Raw genomic sequence first — 17,080 nt, forward strand, 5'->3', positions numbered from 1 at the left:
TGAAATCAACGATCTACCAACACCACCTCCGCGCCAGTGCTAGCTTTTCGTACCGTCACTTATTGCACTGAAAACGAGGAGACCCCTCACCGGGCCGGTGGCCCTCGCCGCTGGGCTTTGCGGCCCTGACGGGCCTTCCTGGCCCGTTTCCGGGGCCTTCCCTGCCCTGCCCTACCGGCGCGGCCGTTGTGGACAGTTTCGGGACAAGTCGGCCGAGGCCGGCCGGCGCAGCCCTGACGTTGACACTTGAGGGGCAGCGGGGCCGGCGCGATGTTGACACTTGGGGGGCAGCGGCCGATTTCGGCCTGGTCGAGCCGTCCAGGCGGCCGCCGAGGCGGCCTAAGTGCCTGATCGGCATGGAGTTATCCACCGAAGTTGTGGATAACCCTGTTAGGAACCCTGCCCCGGTATTGACACTTGAGGGGCGGCCCTACTGACACTTGAGGGGCGCGGTTCTTGACACTTGAGGGGCAGCGTATTGACACATGGGGGGCTTATCCATTGACACTTGAGGGGCGGCCTCTTCGCGCTTTTCCTTGGCGTGACAACGGTTTACGCGCGTTTTTCGGTCATGCTAACCAGGTTTTTAACCGTCTTTATAACCTTTTTATATAACCAGGTAGTTTTAACCAGAGGCTGGCGAAAAAAACGGCAACACGGCCCAAGCTACCGCGCAGCATGACCGGCCGCCGAAGGGGGGAAACCCCCCTTCTCGATCCCACCCGGCCGCAAGCGGCCTCCCATCCCCCCAGGGGCTACGCCCCTCGGCCGCCTTGCGGCCTCACCCCACAATGGAGCGCCTTCGGCGCTACGGCTTAGGAGAGCCAGGCGCAAGCGCCTGGCGGAAGGCAGTAAGTTCGAGAGCTTGCGAGGGGGCAAAGCCCCCTCACACTCCCCAACCAGGTCGCCGCGGTTCGACCGGCCGCGCGATCCTCAAGCATCGCAGCAGCTCCACCGCCGCAGGTTTTACGCCAAGGAAGGGGGTCGGCCAGCTCGGCCGGTGGCGCGGAAAGCGCCCCTCAAGTGTCAATGAAACGTGAGACGCGGGGCCAGGCCCGCGCCGATCACAAGCCGAGTTCGGAGTGAGAGCCGAGGCGCACCAGGCGCAGCGTGTCGGCGTCGGGCTTCTGGTAGATCAGCACCAGGTCGGGCTTGACGTGGCAATCCCGGTGATCCTTCCAGTCCCCGGTCAGCGCGTGGTCGCGGTGCCGAGGTTCCAGCGGCTGGTCGTCGGCGAGCGCGACCAGGACGGGCACCAGGTCGGCGTCGAGCGTGGCCCGGTGCTGCCCTTTCGCCTCGCGCTTGTAGTCGCGCTTGAACTGGCCGGTGCGCTCAATCTGCCGCATGCAGATCGGCCATCAGATCGTTGACGGTGGCGAAGCGCGGCAGCTTGCCCTTGCGGGCTTCCTTCATCGCCTCGATGGTGGTGGCGTTCGGAATCAGCGGCTCGAAGGGCAGCGCCTTGTCCTGGGCCACCTTCGTGAGCAGCAGCCGCACCGCGTCGGACACGGTAAGGCCCATCGCGGCCAGGACGGCCGCCGCTTCTTCCTTGATCGCGCCGTCGATGCGCGTTTGTACGAGCTGGTTTGCAGCCATGATTGGTTCTCCGGTTGGGTTCGTGAATTACATTGTAATGCACGCCAAGGGAAAGGGCAAGGTTTAGCGGCTAAAACGTTTAGCTAAAGTGCTTGACGATTAGGACATTTTGCCCTAATATAGCACTTGAAGGCCGGGCATTTCGCCCAGGTCAACTACCGGAGAAAGTCCGATGAACACCCAAGAGCAACCCGTTACCGCTTCCCTGGTCGCCGAGGCCCAGCGCCTCGACTTCCTGCCCGCCTACTTCGGCCCGCGTCTGATGATGCGCGGCGAGGCCCTGGTGTATGCCTGGCTTCGCCGGCTCTGCGAACGCTACAGCGGCGCGTATTGGCACTACTACACCTTGTCGGACGGCGGTTTTTACATGGCCCCCGACCTGGCCGACCGCCTGGAGATCGAGGTGGACGGCAACGGCTTCCGAGGCGAGTTGTCGGCCGACGCCGCCGGCATTGTCGCAACCCTGTTCGCGCTGGGTCAGCTCGCGGCCGAGGCCGCCGACACGGACGCCGGCGATGCCCTGATCGACCGCTATCACTTCCTGCGCGGCTTCGCAGCCAGCCACGCCGAGGCGGCCGCGATCTACCGGGCTATTGACTGATGAGGGGCGGCCCCGGCTTCGGCCGGGGCTTCCAGGAGGCGACCATGACCAGGAACAACGCTCCCCAGGCACCGACGAACAGCTACGCGACGGACGGCAAGTGCCACAACGCCGAGCCGGGCACCTACGGCCACGAATGCGGCAAGCCGGCCGCATGGATCGGCACGAACCACAAGGGGTTCAGCTCGGGATTCTGCGACGACTGAAAGCGCCACGGCTACGAAGCCCGCGACGTGATCGCGTGGCGGCGTGCTGACACTTGAGGGGCCGGCCGATGGCGAAGAAACGCAAGACGCCGGCCCAGCCGGGCCAGGACTGGAACGCGCCGGCGGCCGAGCTGCTGGCCGAGCTGCCCACCGACCGCGACGAGCTGCTGGCCGCCGCCGTGGCGGCCGTGGTGGAGATCGACGCGGCGATCATGCGCGGTGACGGTGCGGCCGCCGAGGCGGCCAGCGACCGATACGAGGCCGTCATCTGGAAGATGAACGGCGGAACGCACGTGGGCAGCATGGCCGACCACGACGCGCCCGGCCAGGTCATCGAGCGCCATTGCGCGGCGGTGCCTGGCGACGTGCCCTTGTGGGGCCAGCGCGGCCAGTTCCTGGTCGCGGATGGCGACATGCGCGCCCTGGTGGAGTACGAGGCCGGCTACGGCGGGCCGCTGGGTGCCCACTTCCAGTTCCACGTCATCGACCTGGACAGGCCGTTTATCTCCGAAACGGGCTACCGCTCGCACTTCGACACGGCGCAGGGCTGCATGACGGTGGACGAGGTTGCGCGCGGCATCCTGGCTGCGCAGCGAGCCGAGAAGAAGCGCCCGGTGATGGTCGAGGCCAGCTACCGCGACCGCCTGGCCGATGCTCCCCTGCCCGCTTGGCTGGCCGGCTTGGAGCCGCCGGCGCGGCGCGCACCGGCGACCGTCCTGGTGCCGCCGGGGTTCGTCCTGGTCGATGTGGTGCTGCCCTCGCATCGGGCCTTCATCGCCAGGCGCTGGGCGGCCGAGGCCGCGACCAGGATCAAGGCGGCCAGGGCCGCCGGGTTGGACGCCAAGGGAAAAATCACCGGCGCAGGCCCGGAGCGAGATCCCGCATCGCCAGAAACGACGATGACCTGCAGCATCGTCAAAGCCGACGATGCCGAGCCGGGCGAGGGCGGGCCTGTATCGCCGGAAACAACGATGCCGCGAGCGAGCGCGGCAACCTGCAGCATCGCCAGGAATGGCGATGGAGGCCCGGCCGACCTGGTGGAGTTCAAGCCCGGCCAGCGGTGCGAGATCGTGAGCGTCCATCACCCGGTTTTCGACCGCTACATCGGCAAGCGCATCATCATCGTGAAGGTGCATCCCGACACCCGCCAGGTGTGGGCGCACGACGACAGGCCGGTAACGTACAAGACCAATCGCGCAGGCCGGCGCGTGGTCGATTCAGACCCGAGCTGCATCCAGTCGATCTACGGCTTCGACCAGTTGCGGCTTATCACTTGACCAGGAGAACGAACGAATGACGAACGACGCCAATATCCGGCTGGAGTGCTTGAAGCCGGCCGAACGCTGGGCGCAACCGACCGGCGAGGAAGTCCGAGAGGTGCTGCGCCTGGCCGGGTTCAGCGGCAGCAAGGCCGCGAAGGCGCTGGGGCTGGGCGCGAAGGGCGACCGCACGATCCGCCGCTGGATCGGCGAGGACACCCCGATTCCCTATGCGGCATGGGCGATCCTGTGCGACCAGGCCGGGCTGGGCGTGATCTGGAAAGAGGATTGACGCCAAGGGAAAGGTTTTAGCGGCTAAAGTTTAGCCTTCGGATTCCGGTAAAGCGAAAAAAGTTTAGCTAAAGTGCTTGACAGGTTAGGGCATTTTGCCCTAATATAGCACTTGAAGGCCGGGCACATTGCCCAGGTCAACTACCGGAGAAAGTCCGATGAGCGACAACAAGATTATGCCCTGGATTGACGAGCTGGAGGGCGCGGCAGCGACCGACTTCCCGGCCCGCCGTGACGAGATCGCGGCCATGATGGCCGAGGCGGCCGAGCTGGTGTGCAAAGCCGAGGAACTGCGCGGCAAGGCGTACTTCGCCGGATGCTCCCTGGAGGGGCAGGCCAAGGGCCATTGGTCGATGGAAGCCGTCGAGCAGGCCAAGCGCCGGGCCGGCTGGTAAGAGCACATGGCCCGGTCGGCAACGGCCGGGCCTATCGAGGACGCCAAGAAGGAGTATTGCGTGAGCCGAGGCAAGATCAAGGGCGGCCCCAGGTGGAGGAACGCCCCGGAGTGATCCGGGGCGCTTGGCCTGGTGCTGGCACACCGTAACCATGCTTCCGAGTGGGAGCACCCAGCATTCAACACGTAAGCGCGTGGAGGGTCAAGCTATGTCCAACATCATCAAGTTCCCCAAGGAGATCGAGCAGCCCGCCGCGCCCGCGCCGGTGGAGCCTGCCGCCGCGTCTGCTGCCCCCAACAAGGCCCCCGGTGCTGGCCTGCTGGCCGGCCTGGTCAAGTTCGTATGGGTGGCGACCGTGCTGGTCTGGCCGATCCTCAAGTGGGTGCTGTCGATTGCCACCTTCTTCCAGTTCGTGCGGATGCTCTACCACTGGAACACGCCTGGCGTGTATGCCGGTTGGTCGTTCCTGGCGTACTTCGCGGTGCTGACCGCGATCACCTACTTCGTTTCGATCTACAAGCCGAAGGGGCTTTGACATGAAAAAACAGACCCTACCCTACCCGCCGGGATTCGTGGAGCCGAACACCGGCCGGGTGGCCGTCCTGGTGCGCGAGTACGCGGCCAGCGACTTGAACGGCGATGCGCCGGCCTATTGGTACAGCGCGCAATCCGAGGAATGGGGCCTTGACCCCTGGCGACTGGTGGAAGGCGTCGATCCGCACACCGCCGGCGGTCAGTTCGACGTGTGCTTTGCCAACGGTTCGAGCCGCACGGTCGGCCCGCTGATGACGTTCTTCATGAGTGCCGCTGACGCGGCCAGGTTGAACGCCAAGAAAGAAGATCACGCGCCCATTTTTAGCCGCTAAAACGCTTGACGCGGGCGGCGAGTTTAGCTAAACTTCTGCACATGGTCGGCGGCTGGCACCGCCTTTTGTTCAACAACCGGGTGTGGAGTTTATATGGGTGTTCTCCATGAAGAAACGGCTAACCGAAGCCCAATTCCAGGCGGCGATCAAGGGCCTGGAGATCGGGCAACAGACCATCGACATAGCGCGCGGCGTGCTGGTTGATGGAAGGCCCCAGGCCGAGTTTGTGGCCTCGCTGGGGCTGACCAAGGGGGCGGTATCGCAAGCGGTCAGCCGCGTGTGGGCAGTGGCGGGGGAAGTGCTCCCGCAGGGCTTCGAGCGGGTGACGGCGGTACTGCCGGAGCATCAAGCGTTCATCGTCAAGCGTTGGGAAGCCGACGCCAAGGGAAAGAGGAAACAGGAACCCAACTCATGAAAACACTGGTCACGGCAATTCAGAAAGGCGGTCAAGGCAAGACGTTCGCAACCTGCCACCTGGCGTTCGACTTCCAGGAGCGCGGCCTTCGGGTTGCAGTGATCGACCTGGACACCCAGGGCAATGCGAGCTGGACGCTGGCCGGCCACGACTCGGGCTATCCCGCCAGTCGCATGTTCACCGCCGGCGGCGACGAGCTGCGCGCCTGGTTCGCTGACCGGGAGGATGACGGCCTGGCGCTGATCGCGGCAGACGCCAACCTGGCGAACCTGGACAAGATGGAGCTTTCCCAGGCGGCCGCCGCGCTGCGGGCCAGTGTGGCCGCGCTGGGCGAGTTCTTCGACGTGTGCCTGATCGACACGGCCCCCTCCCTTGGCGTCGCCATGACGGCGGCCGTGCTGACGGCCGACTACATGCTGTCGCCCATCGAAATGGAGGCGTACAGCTTGCAGGGCATGAAGAAGATGGTCGCGGTCATCAGCAACCTGCGCAAGCAGAACCCCAAGCTGCGCTTCCTCGGCATGGTGCCGAACAAGGTGGACGCGCGGAAGCCGCGCCACGTCAACAACCTGGCGACGTTGCAGCAGGCATACCCGCAGCTCATCTTGCCGTTCAGCATCGGCGCGCGTGACAGCATCGCCGAGGCGCTGGGCGAGCAGATGCCGGTGTGGAAGATCAAGAAGACCGCCGCGCGGAAGGCCACCCAGGAGGTGCGTGCGCTGGCGGATTACGTGTTCACGAAGATGGAGATCGCGCAATGAGCGCCAAGACCAACGCCAAGAAGAAGGAGCAGGACAAGCCGCAATCGTCCGGGCTGGGCCTGGACGGGCTGGGCGACCTGGCCGGCCTGCTGAACGAGCAGCCGGCGGCCAACGCCGGCGGCGCAGGCCCGCAGGAGCTGCCGCTTGACCTGATCGACGAAGACCCGCACCAGCCGCGCACGGCCGACAACCCCGGCTTCTCGCCGGAGAGCATCGCGGAGATCGGCGAGACGATCAAAGCGCGCGGCGTGAAGTCGCCCATCAGCGTGCGCGAGAACCCGGACGCACCGGGGCGCTACCTCATCAACCACGGCGCGCGGCGCTATCGCGGCTCGAAGTGGGCGCACAAGACCACGATCCCGGCCTTCATCGACAACGATTACAACGAGGCCGACCAGGTTATCGAGAACCTGCAACGCAACGAGCTGACGGCGCGTGAGATCGCCGACTTCATCGGCCGCGAGCTGGCGAAGGGCAAGAAGAAGGGCGAGATCGCCAAGGAGATCGGCAAGTCGCCGGCCTTCGTCACGCAGCACGTCACGCTGCTGGACTTGCCCGAACCCATTGCCGAGGCGTTCAATAGCGGCCGGGGCAAGGACGTGACTGTCATCAACGAGCTGGTGACGGCCTACAAGAAGAACCCCGACGAGGTGGCCGCCTGGCTGGCCGACGACAGCCAGGAGCTGACGCGCGGCTCGGTGAAGCTGCTGCGCGAGTTCCTGGAGGACAAGCGCAGTCACGAGGACGGCGACCGTGATCCCAACACCGTCGATGCGCTGACCGGCAAGACCGACGCCGAGGCCGGCGACGGCGAGCAGGGGCCGCAGGATGATGACGCCAAGGGGAAGAAGGAGCCGAAGGAGGCCGACCCCGACAAGCTCAAGAAGGCCATCATCCAGGTCAAGCACGACGACCGGCCGGCACGGCTGATCCTCAACCGCCGGCCCCCGGCCGAGGGCTGGGCCTGGCTCAAATACGAGGATGACGGCCAGGAGTTCGAGGCCGACCTTGGCACCGTGCAGCTTGTCGCGCTGCTGGAGGGCTGACACGCCCAGCGCCGGGCATCGCCGACCACCGACCCCCACCCATCGCCCCGCCATCGAGCGGGGCTTTTTTTGCCCGCGTTTTAGCCGCTAAAAAAAGTTCAGCTAAACCGCTTGCGTAGTGTTGTATGTTGTAGTATGCTTCACGCTACAACATACAACCGGCCAAAGGAGGCCCGACATGGCGATCTCGAAGGAGCAGATATTTGCGGTGGCCGACGAACTGGACGCGGCCGGCCAGAACCCCACGCTGGCGAACGTGCGCAAGCAGCTCGGCAGCGGCAGCTTCACCACCATCAGCGAGGCGATGAACGAGTGGCGCGCACGCAAGGCCAGCCAGGCCGCCCCGATCCGCGAGCCGGCACCGCAGGCGATCACTGACAAGCTGGCCGAGCTGGGCGGCGACTTGTGGGCCGTGGCGCTGGAAATGGCGAACAACCGCCTGGCCGCCGAGCGCGAGGCGCTGGAGGCCGTGCGCCAGGAGACGGAAGCAGCGCGCCAGGAAGCCGCAGAGCTGGCCGACCAGCTCACCGGCGAGCTGGACGAGGCCAAGGCCCGCATCGCGGCCCTGGAGGCCGTCGAGGCGGCCGCCAAGGGCGAGGCCGACGAGCTGCGCGGCAAGCTCGCGGCGACCAGCGAGCGCGCGGCCACGGCCGAGGCCAGGGCCGGCGAGCTGCGCACGGAGCTGGATCACGCCCATCAGGAAGCCCGCCAGGCGCGCGCAGAGCGCGACAAGGCCCAGGAGAGGGCCACGGCCAGCGCCGACCAGGTGGAGGCCCTGCGGGCCGACCTCGCGGCCGCGAACAGCCGTACCGCCGAGATCGAGCGCCGCGCCGGCGAGCTGCGTGCCGACCTGGAGCGGGCGAACCAGGCGACCGACCAGGCGCGCGCCGCTCAGGCCGAGCAGCGGAAGGCCACCGAGGCGGCCGCCGCCGAGCGCGACCAGGTGCGCGCGGAGCTGGTGAAGGTGCAGGCCAAGGCCGAGGCGGCCGAGCAGGCCCACCAGGAGCAGCGCAAGGCGATGGCGGCCGAGGCACACCGCCAGGCCGAGCGGCTGACCGCCGCCCAGGGCGAGCGCGACCAGGCGAAGCGCGACGCTGCCCAGGCCCGCGAGGAAGCGGCCGGGCTTCGCGGCCGGCTGGAGGCCCTGGAAACCGTCATGGCGCAAGGCCGGGCGGCCGATCCGACCAGCGGCGGACGCAAAAAGACCTGATAAATCGGTTGGTTTTCCTTAAAATTACCCTGGAACCCTGACAAAACGCACAACCCGGCCGCTGGGAAGAGCCGGCCTCGCTTTGCCGAGGTCGGCTTTTTTGTTGGAGCGCGGCTTGCATGGGGCCACCATCACCCTTTTGAGAACTACGGCAACCATAGGAGTGCCCGATGAAAGAACGCCTCTTGGTCATGAACGGTCAACGCATCGTTCAGGCCGAAAAGGACGGCGCTTGGACGAATCAGAAAGTAGACAAGGCGGGCGCGTTGAAGCCCGGCATCTACAACCTGTACACGGCCCAAGCGGCCGACAAGAAGCAGACCCACGCCGGCGTGATCGTTCATGCCGACGCCACCAACGTGTACCAGCAGATCGGCAAGAACTTTGTCATGCACGCTCGGTCAGATTTCGATAAAGTACCTGAAATTGGGAGCGCAAAGAGCATCAGCTACAACGCCCAGGGCAAGGCGGCAGTCGCCGCAGAGGCCCCGAAACTGACGCGGGGGCGCTCCATGTAGCTTTAGCGGCTAAAAAGGAGGCACGCCCTTGAAACGACTCACCATCCCCGGCAGCGGCACCGAGAGCCGCGCCACCAAGCCGGCCCGCGTCAGCGCGCCGGCCACCCTCGGCGGTGCCGCCTTCGGCGCTTCGCGCGAGGACACCGGAGCCGACTTGCTGGAGGCCGCCCAGGCGGCCGAGATCGAGCAGCAGGCCACCCTAGAGGCGGCCCCGGTCGAGCAGTCCTACCCCGAAACCCTGGCGCTCTACGTGCAGGCCAAGCACGACCAGGTGGAGCACATCGAGGACAGGCTAGAAAACCTGATCGACCGGCAGCAGGCCCGTTTGCAGCAGACCCAGGCGTCCGCGCCTGGCCGGCTTTCCTTGCCCGGCTCTAAGCGAGCCTGGCAGAACCAGCAGGCGCAGCAGCAGGCCCGCTTGCAGACGCTTCACGCGCGCCTGGAGGCCGTCCGCGAGATCAAGGAAGGCATGGGCCTGCACTCGCCGAAGATCGAAGAGCTGGCGACGCGCAAGATGCGCGCCGAGAACCCCGAGCTGGCTTCCGATTGGGATGCCATGCGCGAGGCCGCCCGCCGGCATGAGCTGCTGATGCGCAAGCAGGAGCAGGAGCGCAAGCAATCCCAGGCCCAGGAGCGGCCAGGGAGATCGCAGTCCTTGGGCCTGTCAGCCAGGCCCGCATAAAAACGAAGCCCGGCGGTCGCCGGGCTTTTTTCTCGAGCATCGCCATTTCTGGCGAGGGAGGCCCGCCGAGGGCCTGGTGGAATCATCCTGCAGCATCGTCACAAGCGACGATGCCGGGAGCTGGCCAGCATCGCCGAACCTGGCGATGCCGCCGGCGCGGTCGACCATCGCCAGTTCTGACGATGAGATCCCGCATCGCCATCTACAGCGAGGCCCACAGGGCCAGGCCGGCGGCCACGACCGCCATGCCGGCCGCGACCATGTTCATCATGGCGACGCGCCGCGCCTCGCGGATCGGCGCGACGAGCTGCGCCGTCACCGCCTCAACCTCACGCCGCACGGCCTCGGCGGCCGCCTTCGCGCCCTCCTGCATTCCCCGCGTCATGGCGTCCTTGCTGGCCGCCAACGCCGCGTTGAGCGTCCTTTCCGCCTTTCCCTTGGCGTCATCACCCCATCGGTGGGCGATGGACTCCAGTTCCGACTTGAAGGCGTCCAAGATTTCCTGCTGGGCCGATGCGCTGTCCTGCATCAGCTTCATGTTGATGGTCTGGAGGATCAAGATCGGATCGTCGCGGCCCACGGCGATGCCGTGCTTGGCCGCGATCTCCCGTATCAGCTCCTCGATCTTGTCGTCGGCCGCCATCAGAGCACCGCCGCGTTTTCGAGCTGGGCGAAGAGCTGGGTTTTCACGATCTTGAGCCGCTGCCGCGTCATGATCGTGAGCGCCGAATCGGCCAGGGCCTCATCGAAGGTGCGCCGATCCTGGAGCATTTCGGCGAAGTCGCGGCCGTAGGTTTCCTCTTTCAGCGCCGGAATCTGGATGATGGCGGACACACGGCCCTTGTTGGTCGTGTACGCCTTCAACTGCTCGAACCCCTTGCCCTCGTGCTCGATTGGCCCCCAATACGGGTTCAGCCAGACCACGAACAGGCATTCGGCCGGGAACTGGCTGGCGAGCTGGGCGAAGCCGCTCACCGTGTCCACCAGGGCCTGGCCGCCGGTGACGACCGTATGCACCACGAGTTCGTGGCCCATGTCCTGGAGCAGCGCCGGCACCTGGTTGCTGATGAGGTAGTGCGACAGCGGCACGAACGAGCTGGCCCCGTTGTCGATGATGACGTCGCCCTCGGCCGACGCGATCATCTCGACCAGGGCGTCGAAATTCCGGGTGTTGATCTCGTCGCCGTCCATGATGTTGAGCCGGCGCACGTTGAGGGCTTTGTAGCCCTCGAACGTCGCGTTCACCGGATCGGTGTCGATGCAAAGCGGCTTCTGTCCCTTGCCGGCTTTGTACTGCGCGATGGTGGCCGCGATCATCGACTTGCCGACGCCGCCCTTGCCTTGCAGAACCATGTGAATTTTCGCCATTACAGTAAATCCTCTTTCTTTGGAGTCGCATCAAACGTGAAGCCGCCGATCTTGGGCGGCTCACTCTTGGATTCCGAGGCCGGCGGGGCGGCCTTCGGCTCGGGCTTCGCGCCCTTGGGCTGGCTGTCCGGGGGAGTGGCGGGAGGCGGCGGGGAAGCTACCGGCGCGGCCTTGATGTACCGCTTCACGTGCTGGGTGAAGGTTTCGTACCGACAGCGCAGCCGGCCGGTTTCCTTCATGTGCTCCCAGATCGTTTTCATCGCATAGCCCGCATCGAGCGCCGCTTGAACGTCGCTCTTGACGGCCAGGAACGCGACCACGTGCTTGTCCTGGCGCGGCTTCTTGGCTTCCCGTCCCTTCACCCATTCAGCCAGCTCTTCGGGGTAGGTCTTTGGCATCGTGTTCGTCCATCTAATCCTCTCATCGCAAATGTAACGCTACTAAGCGGCGCTACGGAAACGCAAAAAGTCCGCTATCGGCGTGCATTGGCACGCTTCGATAGCGGCATTATGGGCCATTGTGGCGGTTTTCGCTATATCCGTTGCTGCTTTTGCGGCCTGATAGCGCGATAGTTGCGGATAAATCGTAATGGCTGGTGTAGACTTTCCTTGGTGTTATTAACGCCGTAAGGCGGGCAGGATGTGTGAAGTTAGCTAACCGGCGAGCCGGTTATCTATCTTCACTGTCCCTTATTCGCGCCGGGGGCGCTCAACGGGTCATCCTGCTCTGCGAGGCAGCCGGCTACCGCCGGCATGAGAGACGAGGCGAGGCATGGAGAACGACGAAAAGGAACACGGCCGCCGGCGGCGGCAGCACCTGCGGGTGCCGGTGTTCCCCGAAGAGAAAGACGAGATCGAGGCGAACGCCAAGAGGGCGGGCGTCAGCGTGGCGCGCTATCTGCGCGACGTGGGCCAGGGCTACCAGATCAAGGGCGTCATGGACTACCAGCACGTGCGCGAGCTGGTGCGCGTCAACGGCGACCTTGGCCGCCTTGGCGGCCTGCTCAAGCTCTGGCTGACCGATGACGTGCGAACGCTCCAGTTCGGCGAGGCGACCATCCTGGCCCTGCTGGGCCGGATCGAGGCCACCCAGGACGAAATGAGCCGGATCATGAAGGCCGTGGTTCAGCCGAGGGCCGAGCCTTGACTTCTTTAGCGGCTAAAAAGCCGGAGGGGCGGCCATGATCGCCAAGCACGTGCCGATGCGCTCGCTTGGCAAGAGCGACTTCGCGGGCCTGGCGAACTACATCACCGACGCCCAAAGCAAAGACCACCGGCTGGGCCACGTGCAGGCGACGAACTGCGAAGCCGGTTCCATCCAGGACGCCATCACGGAGGTGCTGGCGACCCAGCACACGAACACCCGCGCGAAGGGCGACAAGACCTACCACCTGATCGTCAGCTTCCGGGCCGGCGAGCAGCCCAGCGCCGACACCTTGCGCGCGATTGAGGAACGCATCTGCGTCGGGCTGGGTTATGGCGAGCATCAGCGAATCAGTGCCGTCCACAACGACACCGACAACCTGCACATCCACATCGCCATCAACAAGATTCACCCGACGCGGCACACGATGCACGAGCCGTACTACCCGCACCGGGCGCTGGCGGAACTCTGCACGGCCCTGGAGCGCGACTACGGCCTGGAGCGCGACAACCACGAGCCGCGCAAGCGCGGCGCGGAGGGCCGGGCCGCCGACATGGAGCGGCATGCCGGCGTTGAAAGCCTGGTCGGCTGGATCAAGCGCGAGTGCCTGGACGAGATCAAGGGCGCGCAGTCCTGGCAGGAACTGCACCAGGTCATGCGGGACAACGGAATGGAGCTGCGCGTCCGCGCCAATGGCCTCGTGTTCGAGGCCGGCGACGGAACGATGGTGAAGGCGAGCACAGTAGCCCGCGACCTTTCCAAGCCGAGCCTGGAGGCGCGGCTTGGCCCGTTCGAGGCTTCGCCCGAACGGCAGGCGCAAACCACCGCGAAGCGGCAGTACCGCAAAGACCCCATCCGCCTTCGCGTCAACACCGTGGAGCTGTACGCGAAGTACAAGGCCGAGCAGCAGAGCTTGACCACGGCGCGCGCCCAGGCCCTGGAGCGCGCCCGGCATCGCAAGGATCGGCTGATCGAGGCGGCCAAGAGGTCGAACCGCCTGCGCCGCGCCACGATTAAGGTGGTCGGCGAGGGCCGCGCGAACAAGAAGCTGCTGTACGCCCAGGCGAGCAAGGCCCTGCGCAGCGAACTCCAGGCGATCAACAAGCAGTTCCAACAGGAGCGCACGGCCCTCTACGCCGAGCACAGCCGGCGCACGTGGGCCGACTGGCTCAAGAAGGAGGCGCAGCACGGCGGCGCCGACGCCCTGGCCGCCCTGCGCGCCCGCGAGGCGGCCCAGGGCCTCAAGGGCAACACCATCCGGGGCGAGGGCCAGGCGAAGCCCGGCCACGCGCCGGCGGTGGACAACATCACGAAGAAGGGGACGATCATCTTCCGCGCCGGCATGAGCGCCGTGCGCGATGACGGTGACCGCCTGCAAGTCTCCCGCGAGGCCACGCGCGAAGGGCTGCAAGAAGCCCTGCGCCTGGCGATGCAACGCTACGGCAACCGCATCACCGTCAACGGCACGGTGGAGTTCAAGGCGCAGATGATCCGCGCCGCCGTCGATTCCCAGCTACCCATCACCTTCACCGATCCGGCTCTTGAGAGCCGGCGGCAGGCGCTTTTGAACAAGGAGAACACCCATGAGCGAACCGAAAGACCAGAGCATCGAGGACGAACTGGACGCGGCGCTGGCGGCCCTGGACAGCGGCCCGCTGCCGACCAGCACGCTACCGGAGCCGCAGCCGTCGCCCGAGCAGGCGACGGCCGGCCAGCCGCCGGCCGAGGCGACCGCGCCGACGCCGGCCTTCACGCCGCCACCGTCCACCGGAAGCCCGACGTTGGACGCCTTGGAAGAAAACCGCCGCCCCAAAGCCAGCACCGTTTGCGAGCACTGTCCGAACTCGGTGTGGTTCGCATCGCCGGCGGAAGTGAAGTGCTATTGCCGCGTGATGTTCCTCGTCACGTGGAGCAGCAAGGAACCCAACCAGATCACGCACTGCGACGGGGAATTTCTCGGCCAGGAACAGGAGTAGGCCAGACGCCGCCGGGCGTCGCCGCCGCCGACAAGTACATCGCCGAACGCGAGGCAAAGCGCCTAAAAGGTTTCGATATACCGAAGCATTCCCGATATACTGCCGGTGATGGTGCGCTCACGTTCCAGGGCACCAGGACTATCGAGGGCCAGGCGCTGGCCCTCTTGAAACGAGGTGATGAGGTCATGGTTATGCCCATCGACCAGGCCACGGCCCGGCGCTTGACGCGCATCGCGGTCGGCGATGCCGTCTCGATCACCGCGAAAGGCTCCATCAAAACGTCGAAAGGAAGGAGTAGATGAAGATCAAGATGAACAACGCGGTAGGGCCGCAAGTCCGAACCGCCAAACCGAAGCCGAGCAAGCTGCTGCCGGTGCTGGGCGCGGCCTCGATGGTCGGCGGCCTCCAGGCCGCGACGCAGTTCTTCGCCCACACGTTCGCCTATCACGCGACCCTCGGCCCCAACGTGGGCCACGTGTACGCGCCCTGGTCGATCCTGCACTGGACGTACAAGTGGTACAGCCAGTACCCGGACGAGATCATGAAGGCCGGCAGCATGGGGATGCTGGTTTCGACCGTGGGCCTGCTGGGCGTGGCCGTGGCGAAGGTCGTCACGTCCAACAGCTCGAAGGCGAACGAGTACCTGCACGGCTCGGCCCGCTGGGCCGAGAAGAAGGACATTCAGGCGGCCGGCCTGCTGCCACGCGAGCGCAACGTCCTGGAGATCGTCACCGGCAAGGCCGCACCCACGGCTACCGGCGTGTACGTGGGCGGCTGGCAGGACAAGGACGGCAATTTCTTCTACCTGCGGCACAGCGGCCCCGAGCACGTGCTGACCTACGCGCCCACGCGCTCGGGCAAGGGCGTCGGCCTGGTGGTGCCCACGCTGCTGTCGTGGGGCGCGAGCAGCGTCATCACCGACTTGAAGGGCGAGTTGTGGGCCTTGACCGCCGGCTGGCGGCAGAAGCACGCCAAGAACAAGGTGCTGCGCTTCGAGCCGGCCAGCACCTCGGGCGGCGTCTGCTGGAATCCGCTGGACGAAATCCGCCTCGGCACCGAATACGAGGTGGGTGACGTGCAGAACCTTGCCACGCTGATCGTTGACCCGGACGGCAAGGGCCTGGACTCGCACTGGCAGAAGACCGCCTTCGCGCTCCTGGTCGGCGTGATCCTGCACGCGCTGTACAAGGCCAAGGACGATGGCGGCACCGCCACGCTGCCGTCCGTCGATGCGATGCTGGCCGACCCGAACCGGGACATTGGCGAGCTTTGGATGGAAATGGCGACCTACGGGCACGTAGACGGCCAGAACCATCACGCCATCGGCTCGGCGGCCCGCGACATGATGGATCGGCCCGAGGAAGAAGCCGGATCGGTGCTGTCCACGGCCAAGTCGTACCTGGCCCTGTACCGCGACCCCGTGGTGGCCCGCAACGTCAGCCGGTCGGACTTCCGCATCAAGCAGTTGATGCACGAGGACGACCCGGTAAGCCTCTACATTGTCACCCAGCCCAACGATAAGGCCCGCCTGCGGCCGCTGGTGCGCGTCATGGTGAACATGATCGTGCGCCTGCTGGCCGACAAGATGGACTTCGAGGGCGGCCGGCCGGTGGCGCACTACAAGCACCGGCTCTTGATGATGCTGGACGAGTTCCCGAGCCTCGGGAAGCTGGAGATCATGCAAGAGTCGCTGGCCTTCGTGGCCGGCTACGGCATCAAGTGCTACCTCATCTGCCAGGACATTAACCAGCTCAAGAGCCGCGAGACGGGCTACGGCCACGACGAAAGCATCACGTCGAACTGCCACGTGCAGAACGCCTACCCGCCCAACCGCGTCGAGACGGCCGAACACCTGTCCCGCCTCACCGGGCAGACCACCGTGGTGAAGGAGCAGATCACGACCAGCGGCCGCCGCACGGCGGCGATGCTGGGCCAGGTGTCGCGCACTTACCAGGAAGTGCAGCGGCCCTTGCTGACGCCCGACGAATGCCTGCGCATGCCGGGGCCAAAGAAGAACGCCCAGGGCGAGATCGAAGAAGCCGGCGACATGGTGATCTACGTCGCGGGCTACCCGGCGATCTACGGCAAGCAACCCCTGTACTTCAAAGACCCAGTGTTCTCGGCACGCGCCGCGATCCCTGCGCCCAAGGTCAGCGACCGCCTGCGCGCCGTCGCACAGGCCGAGACGGAAGGGGAGGGCATCACGATATGAGCCGCATCCTGAAACGCATCGCGGCAGGCGTCGTCATCGCGGGCGTGGCCGCCCTGCTGCTGGCCGCCGGCGGCTATGCCGCCGGTGCCCGCGTGAACACCACCAAGAGCATTCCGGTCGGCCTGTACTGGACGAGCAGCGCGCCGGTGGAGAAGGGGGCCTACGTCCTCTTCTGCCCGCCGCAGCTCGGCGTGTTCGATGACGCCAAGGAGAGGGGCTACATCGGGGCCGGCTTCTGCCAGGGCGGCTACGGCTACATGATGAAGCGCGTTTTAGCCGCTAAAGACGATGCCGTCGCCGTCGCCGATGACGGCGTGCGCGTCAACGGCGAGCTGCTGCCCCTCAGCGCGCCGATCAAGGCCGACAAGGCCGGTCGGCCGCTGCCGCGCTATCAGTCCAACAGCTACACGCTCGGCAATTCCGAGGTGCTGCTTATGTCGGACGTGAGCGCCACATCCTTCGACGGCCGCTACTTCGGCCCGATCAATCGTTCGCAAATCAAGACCGTGATCCGTCCGGTCATCACCTGGTAGGG

The 17,080-nt window shown here is 65.9% G+C and carries 22 protein-coding genes; 17 read left to right on the plus strand and 5 right to left on the minus strand.

Features of this window, described 5'->3' with window-relative positions:
- Window positions 1-1,064 precede the first annotated feature (1,064 nt).
- A complete protein-coding gene (locus tag A8M77_RS26945) occupies window positions 1,065-1,346 on the minus strand; it encodes a type II toxin-antitoxin system YafQ family toxin (RefSeq protein WP_011114071.1) in 282 nt (93 codons plus the stop codon).
- Window positions 1,333-1,596 carry a type II toxin-antitoxin system RelB/DinJ family antitoxin gene (locus tag A8M77_RS26950; protein ID WP_011114070.1) on the minus strand — a complete coding sequence of 88 codons (264 nt, stop codon included), beginning with the start codon at window positions 1,594-1,596 and terminating at the stop codon, window positions 1,333-1,335. The genes A8M77_RS26945 and A8M77_RS26950 overlap by 14 nt, the downstream gene beginning before the upstream one ends.
- Window positions 1,597-1,768: 172 nt before the next feature.
- Here A8M77_RS26950 and A8M77_RS26955 point away from each other — a divergent pair, with 172 nt between their 5' ends.
- The 13 genes from A8M77_RS26955 to kfrC all read left to right on the plus strand — a co-directional run bounded on the left by A8M77_RS26955 (window position 1,769) and on the right by kfrC (window position 9,846).
- The gene (locus A8M77_RS26955; RefSeq protein WP_011114069.1) at window positions 1,769-2,197 is read left to right on the plus strand and encodes an antirestriction protein; all 429 of its coding nucleotides are present in this window, start codon (window positions 1,769-1,771) and stop codon (window positions 2,195-2,197) included.
- Window positions 2,198-2,241: 44 nt separating this feature from the next.
- Window positions 2,242-2,403 carry a hypothetical protein gene (locus A8M77_RS26960; protein ID WP_238136984.1) on the plus strand — a complete coding sequence of 54 codons (162 nt, stop codon included), beginning with the start codon at window positions 2,242-2,244 and terminating at the stop codon, window positions 2,401-2,403.
- A 68-nt stretch (window positions 2,404-2,471) separates the two neighbouring features.
- Window positions 2,472-3,680, plus strand: a complete 1,209-nt coding sequence (locus A8M77_RS26965) for a hypothetical protein (RefSeq protein ID WP_011114068.1) — start codon at window positions 2,472-2,474, stop codon at window positions 3,678-3,680.
- Window positions 3,681-3,696: 16 nt separating this feature from the next.
- Complete coding sequence (korC, locus tag A8M77_RS26970; RefSeq protein ID WP_011114067.1) at window positions 3,697-3,954, plus strand: transcriptional repressor KorC; 258 nt, start codon at window positions 3,697-3,699, stop codon at window positions 3,952-3,954.
- Window positions 3,955-4,111: 157 nt separating this feature from the next.
- Entirely contained in the window at window positions 4,112-4,348 is a 237-nt protein-coding gene (kleA, locus tag A8M77_RS26975; protein ID WP_011114066.1) for a stable inheritance protein KleA, read from the plus strand.
- Window positions 4,349-4,556: 208 nt separating this feature from the next.
- Window positions 4,557-4,883, plus strand: coding sequence for a KleE stable inheritance protein (kleE, locus tag A8M77_RS26980; protein ID WP_011114065.1), 327 nt, complete (start codon window positions 4,557-4,559; stop codon window positions 4,881-4,883).
- Between the two features lies 1 nt (window position 4,884).
- Complete coding sequence (locus A8M77_RS26985) at window positions 4,885-5,214, plus strand: DUF2761 domain-containing protein (RefSeq protein ID WP_011114064.1); 330 nt, start codon at window positions 4,885-4,887, stop codon at window positions 5,212-5,214.
- A gap of 106 nt (window positions 5,215-5,320) precedes the next feature.
- On the plus strand, window positions 5,321-5,629 hold the full coding sequence (locus tag A8M77_RS26990) for a transcriptional regulator KorA (RefSeq protein ID WP_011114062.1): 309 nt from the start codon (window positions 5,321-5,323) through the stop codon (window positions 5,627-5,629).
- Window positions 5,626-6,390, plus strand: a complete 765-nt coding sequence (locus tag A8M77_RS26995) for a ParA family protein (RefSeq protein ID WP_011114061.1) — start codon at window positions 5,626-5,628, stop codon at window positions 6,388-6,390. The genes A8M77_RS26990 and A8M77_RS26995 overlap by 4 nt, the downstream gene beginning before the upstream one ends.
- On the plus strand, window positions 6,387-7,436 hold the full coding sequence (locus A8M77_RS27000) for a transcriptional repressor gene korB (RefSeq protein ID WP_011114060.1): 1,050 nt from the start codon (window positions 6,387-6,389) through the stop codon (window positions 7,434-7,436). The genes A8M77_RS26995 and A8M77_RS27000 overlap by 4 nt, the downstream gene beginning before the upstream one ends.
- Window positions 7,437-7,614: 178 nt before the next feature.
- The gene (locus A8M77_RS27005; RefSeq protein ID WP_011114059.1) at window positions 7,615-8,646 is read left to right on the plus strand and encodes a DNA-binding protein; all 1,032 of its coding nucleotides are present in this window, start codon (window positions 7,615-7,617) and stop codon (window positions 8,644-8,646) included.
- A 170-nt stretch (window positions 8,647-8,816) separates the two neighbouring features.
- Window positions 8,817-9,164 carry an IncP plasmid survival protein KfrB gene (gene kfrB, locus A8M77_RS27010; protein WP_000664557.1) on the plus strand — a complete coding sequence of 116 codons (348 nt, stop codon included), beginning with the start codon at window positions 8,817-8,819 and terminating at the stop codon, window positions 9,162-9,164.
- Between the two features lie 28 nt (window positions 9,165-9,192).
- Complete coding sequence (kfrC, locus tag A8M77_RS27015; RefSeq protein WP_000826922.1) at window positions 9,193-9,846, plus strand: IncP plasmid survival protein KfrC; 654 nt, start codon at window positions 9,193-9,195, stop codon at window positions 9,844-9,846.
- A gap of 202 nt (window positions 9,847-10,048) precedes the next feature.
- On the opposite strand, the gene A8M77_RS27020 is transcribed toward kfrC, so the two are convergent.
- From A8M77_RS27020 to A8M77_RS27030, 3 genes are read right to left on the minus strand one after another with little or no spacing between them, the layout of a single operon-like run.
- Window positions 10,049-10,489, minus strand: a complete 441-nt coding sequence (locus A8M77_RS27020; protein ID WP_000718516.1) for a conjugal transfer protein TraM — start codon at window positions 10,487-10,489, stop codon at window positions 10,049-10,051.
- Complete coding sequence (locus tag A8M77_RS27025; RefSeq protein ID WP_011114058.1) at window positions 10,489-11,214, minus strand: nucleotide-binding protein; 726 nt, start codon at window positions 11,212-11,214, stop codon at window positions 10,489-10,491. Before A8M77_RS27025 ends, A8M77_RS27020 begins: the two co-directional genes overlap by 1 nt.
- A complete protein-coding gene (locus A8M77_RS27030; RefSeq protein ID WP_001127128.1) occupies window positions 11,214-11,612 on the minus strand; it encodes a TraK family protein in 399 nt (132 codons plus the stop codon). Before A8M77_RS27030 ends, A8M77_RS27025 begins: the two co-directional genes overlap by 1 nt.
- A gap of 373 nt (window positions 11,613-11,985) precedes the next feature.
- On the opposite strand from A8M77_RS27030, the gene traJ reads away from it, so the two are divergent.
- Genes traJ through traF form a run of 4 tightly spaced genes read left to right on the plus strand, consistent with a single transcriptional unit; the run spans window position 11,986 to window position 17,078 of the window.
- Complete coding sequence (gene traJ / locus A8M77_RS27035) at window positions 11,986-12,360, plus strand: conjugal transfer transcriptional regulator TraJ (RefSeq protein ID WP_000426567.1); 375 nt, start codon at window positions 11,986-11,988, stop codon at window positions 12,358-12,360.
- Window positions 12,361-12,394: 34 nt separating this feature from the next.
- Window positions 12,395-14,635 (plus strand): TraI/MobA(P) family conjugative relaxase, encoded by a 2,241-nt coding sequence (gene traI / locus A8M77_RS27040; RefSeq protein ID WP_011114057.1) that lies wholly within the window; start codon window positions 12,395-12,397, stop codon window positions 14,633-14,635.
- A complete protein-coding gene (locus tag A8M77_RS27045) occupies window positions 14,632-16,545 on the plus strand; it encodes a type IV secretory system conjugative DNA transfer family protein (protein WP_000694765.1) in 1,914 nt (637 codons plus the stop codon). Before traI ends, A8M77_RS27045 begins: the two co-directional genes overlap by 4 nt.
- Complete coding sequence (traF, locus tag A8M77_RS27050) at window positions 16,542-17,078, plus strand: conjugative transfer signal peptidase TraF (RefSeq protein ID WP_006122512.1); 537 nt, start codon at window positions 16,542-16,544, stop codon at window positions 17,076-17,078. Before A8M77_RS27045 ends, traF begins: the two co-directional genes overlap by 4 nt.
- Window positions 17,079-17,080 lie beyond the last annotated feature (2 nt).

Origin of the sequence: Variovorax sp. JS1663 (assembly GCF_002157355.1) — a bacterium.
In the GTDB taxonomy this organism is placed as follows: Bacteria; Pseudomonadota; Gammaproteobacteria; order Burkholderiales; family Burkholderiaceae_C; genus Variovorax.